Origin of the sequence: Gordonia sp. i37 (assembly GCF_002043085.1) — a bacterium.
GTDB lineage: Bacteria > Actinomycetota > Actinomycetes > Mycobacteriales > Mycobacteriaceae > Gordonia > Gordonia polyisoprenivorans.
In genome coordinates this window covers 1-9,912 of the sequence record NZ_MVPX01000495.1, presented here as the reverse complement: position 1 = coordinate 9,912, position 9,912 = coordinate 1, and the positions used below count along the sequence as shown (strand labels likewise).

The following is a 9,912-nucleotide window of genomic DNA, read 5'->3' as shown; positions in this document are numbered from 1 at the left end:
CCGCCGAACAGATCCTAGAAAAAGCCAACCGTCCAACAACTTCAAACTCGCGCCACTAGGTCGGTTTCGGACGGCTCACGCCGAGCCGCAACCGTTGTCATGCACGGCGTCGTGTGACGGACCCGCTAAGCTAACGCGTCTGTGTTGCCGTCGGAGCAAGAGTCGCTGCGGATGTGGAAATGCGATAGAAGGTCTCAGCGTTCGTGCGGAGTACGGCTTCAGCGTGCTCCTCACCTACCTCGCACACCAAGATGTCGATGTCGTCGTCCGCGAAGGGGCGTCGAGCACGCGTCGACGGTAAATCGGTACCGAACATCAGCGCCGACGGGTCGATCTCCGCGATCTGCCGGATCGCGGTCGACACATCGAGGTCGACCCTCCCGAATCCGGTCGCTTTGACCCGAACACCCCGCGCGACCAACCGCAGCAGAATCGGCAGGCCTTGGGGCGATAGGCCCAGGTGATCGATGCTGACTGCGGGCAGACTCCCGATGACGTCGACCAGCTCGGAGAGGTCGGCGGCGTCGACGTAGAGCTCGGTGTGCCAGCCGGCGACGTCATGCACGCGACGGGCGAAGGCGTCGAGTTGCTCTATCGTCTCCGAGCCGCCCCGGCGCACATTGAACCGCACCGCACGGATACCGGCGTGGTCGAGCTCGATGAGTTCCGTGTCCGTCGTGCTGGCCGGAATTTGGGTTACCCCCACGAAGGTGGGTCCGAGGCGACCGAGCGCGTCGCGCAGGTAGGCCTGGTCGAATGCCTGGAACGAGCCGGATACCACCGCGCCGCCCACCACGTGCAGTCGCTCTGCGTGCTCGCGGTAGGCATCCACGTCGAACTGCTCCGGGAGAAACCCGTTGTTCTTGACCACCGGGAACGCGTGATCGATGATGTGGAAGTGCGCATCGAAGATCGTGAAACCACCCATTCTGCAACTCCTCTCATAACGGCTCACGGCTGAGGGTCAGCCGAGCCTGGTGTCTACGCTTGGCGCTTCCGCGCGATCCCGCGACCCCAGACGGCGCCCGATCTGGGTCCGGTCGGAGAACACCCGTGCAGCGATCGCCGCCGCGAAGACCATCGTCAGCAGCCGGATCACCTGGAGCGTGCTCACCACAGGACCAGCGCCGGTGTCCGTGGCAGTCGCCATCACCGCATAGATTCCACCGGGTGTGGTGGCGAGGTAGCTCTGCCCCAACGATATGTGAAGCCACACTGCGACTCCCACGGCCATGGTGAAGCACGCGCCCATCATCACGCCGATCAGCACGGCGGTGACGGGTAACAACCGGACGAACAACCGCAGCGAGGCACGGGTGAAGGAGCCCCCCGCCTGCCATCCGATCACGACGTAGGCCACCGCCACGACCAGGCTCGGCAGGTCGAACCGCAGTCCGGGGACGGCGAGTTCGACGACGAGGGTGACCATCAGGGGCATCAGCAAGTACGGGGCCGGCACCGAGAGTCGCGCACCGATCCGACCGGCGAGAGCGACGATCGCCACCGCGACGGCCAAGCCGAGCACACTCGGTGCGTGGCCGACGGCGGTCGACCGCTGCGGGTGCAGTCCGATCGCGATGAGCACGAACGGCAGAGTGACCGTGACAACCACAAGCCGAAGGTACTGTGAGAACGCCACATAGTGATGATCAACGTCCAGGTCGACAGCCATCGTCGAGATGCCGCTCGCCCCACCCGCCAGTGTGGAGAGCACGGCCGTCGCCGGCGAAACCGCACCCCGGCCGGCCCATGCGACAACGCGAGCACACCCCAGACACAAGGCCAGGGTCGCGGCGCTGACTGCGATCGACACGATGAGATAGCGCTGCGCCGTACCGGCCCCGACGGTGGCGAGTGGGGCCGCGGCGAGGATTCCGATGATCGACTGGCCCGGTCGCAGTGCCCAACGGTGCGGCGTCAGCTCCTGACCGCCGATGATCGCCACCATCCCGGCGGCGATCGCCGCGGCGACGAGCCAGGACCCGGGCATCCGTAACTCGGTGAACACCGCACCCACGCCGACTGTGACCACAGCGCACACTCCCCACCGCGCGGTGCGGCCATGCACCAAACCGCCGGCCCCCATTAGCTGGCCATCGCGGTTGGATCGACGAAAACGGTGCCGTCGAACAACTTTCGTGCCGTGCGCTGCAGCGAGGCGCGCATCGGCGTGCCTTGCGTACCGAGCGCGACGTCGACCTCCATGACTCCGGCCGGATGCTCGATGAGAAGCGGCGCGCGCTGTGGGCCGCCGAGCACGGAGTCGACGACCGTATTGCCCACCGCCGCAGCGGTCGACAGCGCTATCGCACCGGACACCGCATGCGCAGGGTGGCAGCCGATGGGGACGAAGTAGCGGGATCGGACTGCGGCGGATGATCCCGACCGTGACACCAGCATCACCTTCGGTAGCACGCGACCGCGCACGTCACCCATGCCCATCTGCAGCGCTGCGCGTAGGCGCATCGCTTCGATCGCCTCGCCGAGGCGGCGGTCGGCATCGAGGTCTGCGGGATTCTCGTCTCCGCCCAGGCCGAATGATTCGGCGCGGGCAACCACGGCGCACACGGCCGCGTCGATGCCGGTGAACTCGATTCCACCGGCGACATCGACAGGTCGGCCGGTCGGGTGCAGGCGGCCCGTGGTGCCGCCGACGAACTCGGTGAATGCGACGTCTACCGGTGCCGACCGGCGTGGCACACCGGCGATCCGATGATCTCCCTGATAGGTGACGATGCCCCCGGGAGTGCGTACCGTGAGCTCCACGCGCGCACCGGTGTTGACGAGATTCACTCGAACTGTTGTGAGTGGGTCGCCGGCGGGTACGAGCCCCCTCTCCACGGCGTAGGGCCCGACGCCAACCAGGAGGTTGCCGCATGTGGGGGTCCAATCCACCCGCATGGAATCGAGGTCGACCTGACCGAACAGATAATCGATATCGCAGCCTGGTCGGGTGGACGGTCCGACGATCGCGACCTTGCTGGTGGTGGTGCTTCCGCCGCCAACGCCGTCGATCTGCCGTCGATCTGGCGATCCCATGATCATCGGCAACAGCGTGTCGAGATCTTGGCCGGTCTCCTGCAGATCCGACCGCAGGAAGTACATCCCCTTCGACGTTCCGCCGCGCATCAGCATGGCCTGTACCGCGATCATCGGGTCACCGACTTTGCGGTCTGCGCTGAGCGCGGGCCGGCATCTGTCACCGGTCGTAGTGCGAGCTCTTTGAGCTGGCGCGGATGGAAGGGCACAAGAAGGAGTCCGATGAGCCCGAGGTCGCGGGAGTAGTCGAGGCCGATCCGCCAGTCAGAGGTTCGCTGCCGCCGGTTGAATGTGCCGAACATCCGGTCCCACCAGGGGAACAGGAACCCGAAGTTGGTGTCGGTGTCCTCTATCTGGTCGTGGTGATGAGCCACGTGCGTCTCCGGAGTGAACACCACCAGGCGGAGCCAGCGCTCGATCCGCTGCGGGACAGCGAGATTCGAGTGGTGCCACAACGCGGCCACGAACGCCAGGGTTCCGAAGACGGTCAGGTAGAGCGGCGGGGCGCCGATCACGATAGCGACCGCCACGAGAAGGATCTGATGCAGAGACTCCTCGACCGTGTGCACGCGGGCACCCGTGGTGAAGTCGAAATCCTCGTCCAAGTGGTGGACCTGATGGAATCGCCACAGCAACAGGCTTCGATGGCTGACGCGGTGGAACCAGTAGCCGGCCAGATCGAACGCCAGGACGGCAAGGATCATCCCAGTCCACATCGGGAGTCGGTTGATCCCGACCGGCGGGTGAACGACCTGTGCCGCGGCCAAGCAGAGCACCGTCAACGGCGGTATCGCAACATGATTGATCACGGTGAAAGTCAGGTTGCGGGCGGTGCGCGCACCCCGTGGGACGGCGCGCCCCCAGCGGGCCGCCCCCAACTCCGCGATCCCCAGTAGGATCAGCCATGAGATCTGTACAGCGATGAACACATTTGCCTCCAAACGTGTTTGAGTGGATCGACAAGAGCGTTGGGCACGCCGCGCCGCGGACCCTCGAAGGTGTTCACATTTGTGAACGACACAGATATTCCGCTGGCTCCGGGTGGCTGTCAACCGGGGCGGCCTGTGATCCTGCCCTCCCGGAACCAGTCTTGACTGGCATCACCCGGGCGCGTTAGATCGCTGCCAGGCAACATTGTTCACAAACATGAACGGAGTTTCGATGTCTGCGCTGTCCTTTCCTGCGGGGCACCGGCCCCGGTATGAGAACTTTGAGATCAAAGCGGTGTCCGACGAGACGATTCGTGAGGGTGGCGAGCGCGCACCGTTCGGAGCCGACAACCACCGCAAGCTGCGGCTGATTGAGGCGATCACGGGAGCCGGGGTCACCGACATCGATGTGGGCTCCGGTCTCGACGAGGCGGCATTTGTCCGAAATGTCTTGGACGCCAAGCACATCATGGGTCGGATTCCCGCTGCCGCGCAGTTCTCGTTCAATCTCACGCTCAAAACCTGGGAGCCGCTGATAGAGACCTTGGAGCGCGACCTCCCACCGGAGTATCGCGACGAGATCTATGTCAGCGTCGGGATGATCGAAATCGACAGCCACAACTGCCTTTTCGAGCGAGTGGTAGATCGATTGCGGGGTATCGGCGTCCACCGGTTCCGGTCCAGCCTGCTCAATGCGTTCTCGACCACGATCGACGAGCAGAAGTACGAGCACCTGGGCACTCAGATCGAGCGGTGTCGGGCGCAGGGTATCGAGCTGATCCGGATCAATGATTCGGTCGGCACGCTGCTACCCGAGGCCACCGCGGTCCTCGCCGCAAACCTTGTGCACGACAATCCCGACATCACCTTCTATCTGCACGGGCACAACGATTACGGCATTGGGACCGCGAACTCGTTGATGTCGGTCTTCCATGGATTCCAGATGGTCGAGGGCGGTGTGGCGGGGGTCGGCAATCGCGCCGGACTACCCGAGATTGAGAGCATCGCAGCGGTCTTCGCACGCAACTCGATCACGGTTGCCGACGGTGAGCTCAACTTGGACGGACTCGTGCGGGCGGCACAGCTCTCCGAGGAGACCTATATGGCTGTGCCGGATCCCTACCGGGCGATCAGCGGATTTCTGGTCCGTAACGAGAATGCGGGCATTGTCAACGTGCCGGACTACTTGGGCGTGACGCGTGACGTCGACTACTTCCTCAATCGGATTGGATTGTTTCCCAACTATATTCGACAGATCCTCATCGAAAGCGGGGTGGACGCCGATGCGGTGTCCGACCCCGGTTTCCTCGACGCTGTGTACAGCCACCTCGCGACGCAGATGGACGAGATGTACGCGCGTAAGCGGGTTGACTACGACGCCCTGGCCGCGCAGATCCAGGACTTCTATTCCGACTTGGTGCGCCTGGAACACGTGCAGCTCGCGGCGATGGATGTTCTCGGTCGTCGTGGTCTGAGGACCGTGGCCGGCGCGACAGGTCCCGAGGAACGGATGTCCGCGTGAACATCGTCGTGGTCGGAGCTGGAGCGCTCGGCCTGTACTTCGCGGCGAAACTGGCCGCAGCGCCGGATGTGGAGACAGTCACTCTTGTCGCCCGGTCGGACGCGGCGGACCGATTTGCGAACGGGGAACCCCTTGTCGTCGATTACGGCGACCAGCAGCGTGAAACCCGGGCGGTCACCGTTGTCTCCGACATCGCCGACGTGCGAGGCGACGCAGACCTGGTTGTCGTCACGGTCAAGTCATGGCAGGTCCCGGGCGTCGCGGAGCTCGTGGCCCCACTGGTCGGTCCACGGACATTGGTGATGACCGTGCAGAACGGCGTGGACGCGCCGCTCGAGGTCGCAAAGATCGTCGGCTCTTCGCATGTGGTTGCCGCGACGTGTGTCGTGATCGCGCAGCGGATCGGCCCGCTGACGGCCCGCTGCCTCGGCCGGGACGCCGCAGTCGAGGTCGGCCCCATAGATCACACCGACCGCCCCTCCGATGCGCACGCCCGACTCGCCACGGTATTGCTCGGCGCAGGACTACAGGTGACCGTCAACCTCGACATGCGACGCGCGTTGTGGCGCAAGCTGATGCTCGTCGCCTCCTACGGGGGTGTCGGCGCGCTGTGTCGGCAGCCGACCGGGGTCACCGCCACAGACCCCATCACCCATGCACTGGTCGAGGCCGCGATGCGGGAGGTGGCGGCGGTGGCCTGCGCGCACGGTGTCCACGTCGGTCCGGACGATGTGACCGAGGCGATGAGTGTGTACGTGGGATTCGAGTCGGCGACGACGTCGTCGATGCAGCGCGACCTCCTCGCCGGGCGACCCTCGGAGCTGTTCGAACAGAACGGTGCGGTACTCGCTTACGCCGAGCAGGCAGGCGTCGAGGTGCCGGTGCACAGGATGATCGTCGCCACGCAGTCTCCCGGGGAACGTCTGGCGCGTAGCGAACCGCGATGACGGTCACACCCGAGCAGGTTCGGTGCAAGGTCCCCGCTCTCGGCTGGTTGGGCGTGGTGGCGGTGAGTCTGGGCAACTTCATGGTCGCCTTCGACGCCAGCGGGGTCAATGTTGCGCTGCCGGCGATCGCCTCGGACCTTGGCGCGGGAACCGTTGCCCGCCAATGGATCTTGGATGCCTATACCGTACCTCTGTGTGCGGTTCTGTTGCTTGCGGGTGTACTAGGGGACAGGATCGGCGGCACCCGGCTGTACCGCCGCGCGACCGCGGTGTTTGCGGTGGTGTCGTTACTCTGTGCTGTTGCCCCGGATTCGCCCACTCTGATCGCCTGTCGAATAGTGCAGGGCGCGGCAGGCGGTTTCATGCTGCCGATGACACTGTCGGTGATCAGTCGCCGGATCGGCGAGCCCGCCCGGCGCGCGCGGGCGATCGGAGTGTGGGGAGTTGTCGGCGGCGTCGCGATCGCGTCCGCCCCGTTACTCGCCTCGGTGCTTGTCGCCGGCTTGGGTTGGTGGTCGGTATTCGCGTGCAATATCCCCATGTGTATCGCCGCGCTGCTCCTACTGCCGGCGGTCGACGATCGCGAGGCGACGACGCGCAGCATCGACTGGCGCGGGCAGGTGCTGCTCGCGGTTCTGCTGTCGGCGCTGGCTTGCGGCGTGATCGAGTCGATGCGCGGCGCATGTGTGGTGGCCGGGTTCGCCGCCGCCGCATGCACCGCCGCCGTGGCGGCGCTGGTATGGCATGTTCGCCGGGCACCCGCACCAATGGTGCCGCCCGAGGTGTTCAACCGGCCGTTCTCGGTTTCGGTCGTGGCCGGCACGTGCTATCAGTTCGCCGCGTACGGCTCCTTGATCGTTTTACCGATGTATCTCCAGCTCGTCCGCCGGTTCGACGTGGTCCACGCGGGCCGGCTGATGATCCCCTGCTGTGTGGGCTGGCTCGGCGGAAACGTCATCGCGTTGCTCGCTCCGCATCACCTGCACCGGAGGTTCCTGAGTGTTGCGCCGGCCGTCGCGGTGGTCGCCGCGGCGGTGGTCGCGGCGACCGCGGCGACTGTCCTGCCTGCGGCGCTGGTGGCGACGGTCCCGCTAGGGGTGACGGCCGGTGTGCTCGCGTCGACGCTGAGCAGCACGGCGATGTCGCTGGCTACGCCCGGTACGTCTGGGGCGAGCGCCGGGACATTCAACGTCGGCCGACAACTCGGGATGGTGGTGGCGGTGGCGGTGCTCGGATCAGATGCGCTGTCCGCCTCCCCGGTGGCGGCGTTCAGTACGATTGCAGGGGCGTTTGCGGTTCTCGGTGGCGCGGCATGGGCTGCGTTGCGAATGTCGAATGCCCAGACAGAGGACATCCTCCTTCGAGGCCGCGACTACGATAGAAACACATGACGGCTGATAGAGAGACGTTCACCGAGCGCCTCAACGCACTGTTCGAGCGACGCGAACGTACGACGGGCCGCTCGCAGACCCTGAACGAATTCCTCAACGACTTCGAGGCGGTCACCGGCACCCGGGTGAGTAAGGGGTACCTGTCGGAGCTGCGCAACGGCGTCGTCACAGATCCGCGTATGGCCCTGATCCAGGCCTTCGCCGAGTACTTCCAGGTACCGACGGACTACTTCTTCGGCGGAGCCGAAACCGCTACCGGGTCGTCTGCAGCAAAAGCGGACCTGATCCGCGCGCTCACCGATGCCGGCGCCCGGGTTGGACTGCGGGCGGGTGGCCTCTCCGACGAGTCGCTCAACGAGGTCACCCGGATCATCGACCGGCTGCGGGAGAAGGAGGGTCTCATGCCTGTCACCGATCGTGATCATCCTGGGCCGGAGTGAGCGCCAACGCGTCGGCAAGGGCGGCCAGCGCCCGTGCACACGCGACCTCGGGCCCGATCGAACCGCGTACCAGCGTCCGATAGTCCCGCGCGGTGGCAGCCACCAACCGGTAGTCCGACGTCCGTACCGTCCGGAAATGGAACAGCGGCGTCGTCTCGGTGACCGCACCGTGTCCGCCGGTGGCGCTCGGACCGTCGTCGGCGAGGGTAGCCCGCAGGGCCCGGGCGCGTAACCCGGCGGCGTCGAACACCACGACGACCGCAGCGCTCACGTAGCCCGATATGGCTGCGCGACTGGCGAACTCCGGCCACCGGGGCTGCCCGTACCCGGACACGACACCGAATCGCCCCTCGGTCTCATACCGGTCGATCGCCACCAGCAACGGCCGCAACCGCAGATAGCGGCGGACGTCGTCGGCGTGGGCGAGAACCGACCGCAACAACGACCTCGCCTCCATGAAGCCGAAGCCCGCAGCGTAAACGATCGCACCGACGACGTGTGCGACGAAGGCGACCGTCTCGACAACGTCAGCGCTATCCGGAAGTACGGCCCGCCAGTATGGCGCTGTCATCCGGCACACGGCGAACGCCGCGATCATCGCCGAACCAAGGCACACCAGTGCCAGCCCCACCTGGGCCGGCCGGCGTGACATCTGACGAATCTGGGGCAGACAGACCCACAGCACAATCGATTTCGCGGCCAGCATCGACGCCGCGTACACCGCAACATAGACCTTGCCCACAACCGTTGGCTCGATCCCGACAATGTAGTTGGGGTCGGTCGGGCCCGGGTACAGCAGGATGAAACACACCGTCAGCGCACCCACGCTGACCGCACCGAACGCCACCACCCGCGCCACCACCGTCGTCGGCACCCGGCCCACCCGCCAATACACCGCAAGCAGCACGGTCAGGCAATTCCAGACGACCCCCAACGCGTGGGTGAGCAACGCCGTCGGCCGGTGGATTCCCGCCACCTGGTCCGCACCGGCAACGAAGATCAGCGCCGTGGACTGATAGAACATCACCCCGACCAGAAGTGTTGCGAGCGCGAGCCGGTACCGCGAACCGACCGGGCGCCTGCGGGTGAGCACCCCTGAGACCACCAGCAGAGCCACCAGGAGAAAGGCGATCACGTCGGATTCATAGCCCCACAGGTACTCCACGGGCGCAACGATCACGGAGTCCCGCCCGTCAACGTGTCGGCGATTCGGGCGGCGGATGAGTCCGGATTCGCCATCCGCGCCGATCGCACGCGGAGCAGATGTGAGACGCGGGCAGCGAAGTACTCAGCGGCCCGCTCGTCGGCGATCGATCCACCACAACCGGACTCTGCGGGCTCCGCTGTTCCATCCATCAGCGCGTGCTCCAAAAGTAGATGGCCCACCTCGTGCAGGATGGTGAACAACTGGTGCGTCGGCGGGGCGTAGCGGTCGAACATGACCACGTCGGCGACCGGCAACCGCACCACCATGCCGAACAGTCGGGTCGAGCCGAAATCAGCAGGCACGAGCCGGGTCTCGCATCCTGTCAGTGCCCTGGCGGCCGTCAGTAGGTCGCCCAACGTGGGTTCGCCCTCGCACGACCCGACCCGCTCAACGAGGGCTGCAGCGGCCCGGTCGGCGCGGCGACGGGCACCCGCGGG

At 65.8% G+C, this 9,912-nt stretch carries 10 protein-coding genes; 4 read left to right on the top strand and 6 right to left on the bottom strand.

Features of this window, described 5'->3' with window-relative positions; genetic code table 11:
* Positions 1 to 130 precede the first annotated feature (130 nt).
* Genes B1964_RS24190 through B1964_RS24175 form a run of 4 tightly spaced genes read right to left on the bottom strand, consistent with a single transcriptional unit; the run spans position 131 to position 3,968 of the window.
* On the bottom strand, positions 131 to 928 hold the full coding sequence (locus B1964_RS24190) for an amidohydrolase family protein (protein ID WP_079931597.1): 798 nt from the start codon (positions 926 to 928) through the stop codon (positions 131 to 133).
* Positions 929 to 964: 36 nt separating this feature from the next.
* Positions 965 to 2,032 (bottom strand): AbrB family transcriptional regulator, encoded by a 1,068-nt coding sequence (locus tag B1964_RS24185; RefSeq protein ID WP_172398954.1) that lies wholly within the window; start codon positions 2,030 to 2,032, stop codon positions 965 to 967.
* A 53-nt stretch (positions 2,033 to 2,085) separates the two neighbouring features.
* Positions 2,086 to 3,153, bottom strand: a complete 1,068-nt coding sequence (locus B1964_RS24180; RefSeq protein ID WP_079931595.1) for a PrpF domain-containing protein — start codon at positions 3,151 to 3,153, stop codon at positions 2,086 to 2,088.
* Positions 3,150 to 3,968 (bottom strand): sterol desaturase family protein, encoded by an 819-nt coding sequence (locus B1964_RS24175; RefSeq protein WP_079931594.1) that lies wholly within the window; start codon positions 3,966 to 3,968, stop codon positions 3,150 to 3,152. The genes B1964_RS24180 and B1964_RS24175 overlap by 4 nt, the downstream gene beginning before the upstream one ends.
* A 232-nt stretch (positions 3,969 to 4,200) precedes the next feature.
* On the opposite strand from B1964_RS24175, the gene B1964_RS24170 reads away from it, so the two are divergent.
* The 4 genes from B1964_RS24170 to B1964_RS24155 are packed head-to-tail and all read left to right on the top strand — an operon-like array spanning position 4,201 to position 8,268.
* The gene (locus tag B1964_RS24170) at positions 4,201 to 5,490 is read left to right on the top strand and encodes a 2-isopropylmalate synthase (protein ID WP_079931593.1); all 1,290 of its coding nucleotides are present in this window, start codon (positions 4,201 to 4,203) and stop codon (positions 5,488 to 5,490) included.
* Entirely contained in the window at positions 5,487 to 6,437 is a 951-nt protein-coding gene (locus tag B1964_RS24165; RefSeq protein ID WP_139765851.1) for a 2-dehydropantoate 2-reductase, read from the top strand. Before B1964_RS24170 ends, B1964_RS24165 begins: the two co-directional genes overlap by 4 nt.
* Positions 6,434 to 7,828 (top strand): MFS transporter, encoded by a 1,395-nt coding sequence (locus tag B1964_RS24160; RefSeq protein WP_079931592.1) that lies wholly within the window; start codon positions 6,434 to 6,436, stop codon positions 7,826 to 7,828. The genes B1964_RS24165 and B1964_RS24160 overlap by 4 nt, the downstream gene beginning before the upstream one ends.
* Complete coding sequence (locus B1964_RS24155) at positions 7,825 to 8,268, top strand: helix-turn-helix domain-containing protein (RefSeq protein WP_079931591.1); 444 nt, start codon at positions 7,825 to 7,827, stop codon at positions 8,266 to 8,268. The genes B1964_RS24160 and B1964_RS24155 overlap by 4 nt, the downstream gene beginning before the upstream one ends.
* Here B1964_RS24155 and B1964_RS24150 read toward each other — a convergent pair.
* Positions 8,237 to 9,448 carry a hypothetical protein gene (locus B1964_RS24150; RefSeq protein ID WP_079931590.1) on the bottom strand — a complete coding sequence of 404 codons (1,212 nt, stop codon included), beginning with the start codon at positions 9,446 to 9,448 and terminating at the stop codon, positions 8,237 to 8,239. The two genes, B1964_RS24155 and B1964_RS24150, sit on opposite strands and share 32 nt — an antisense overlap.
* A partial coding sequence (locus B1964_RS24145) for an ImmA/IrrE family metallo-endopeptidase (RefSeq protein ID WP_079931589.1) occupies positions 9,445 to 9,912 on the bottom strand: 468 nt, incomplete at its 5' end. The genes B1964_RS24145 and B1964_RS24150, both read right to left, overlap by 4 nt.

Bases quoted from the DNA above. Each gene is read 5' to 3' on its own strand.
- B1964_RS24170 (WP_079931593.1), top strand. From the start codon at position 4,201: ATGTCTGCGCTGTCCTTTCCTGCGGGGCACCGGCCCCGGTATGAGAAC.
- B1964_RS24180 (WP_079931595.1), bottom strand. From the start codon at position 3,153: ATGATCGCGGTACAGGCCATGCTGATGCGCGGCGGAACGTCGAAGGGG.
- B1964_RS24160 (WP_079931592.1), top strand. From the start codon at position 6,434: ATGACGGTCACACCCGAGCAGGTTCGGTGCAAGGTCCCCGCTCTCGGC.
- B1964_RS24190 (WP_079931597.1), bottom strand. From the start codon at position 928: ATGGGTGGTTTCACGATCTTCGATGCGCACTTCCACATCATCGATCAC.
- B1964_RS24155 (WP_079931591.1), top strand. From the start codon at position 7,825: ATGACGGCTGATAGAGAGACGTTCACCGAGCGCCTCAACGCACTGTTC.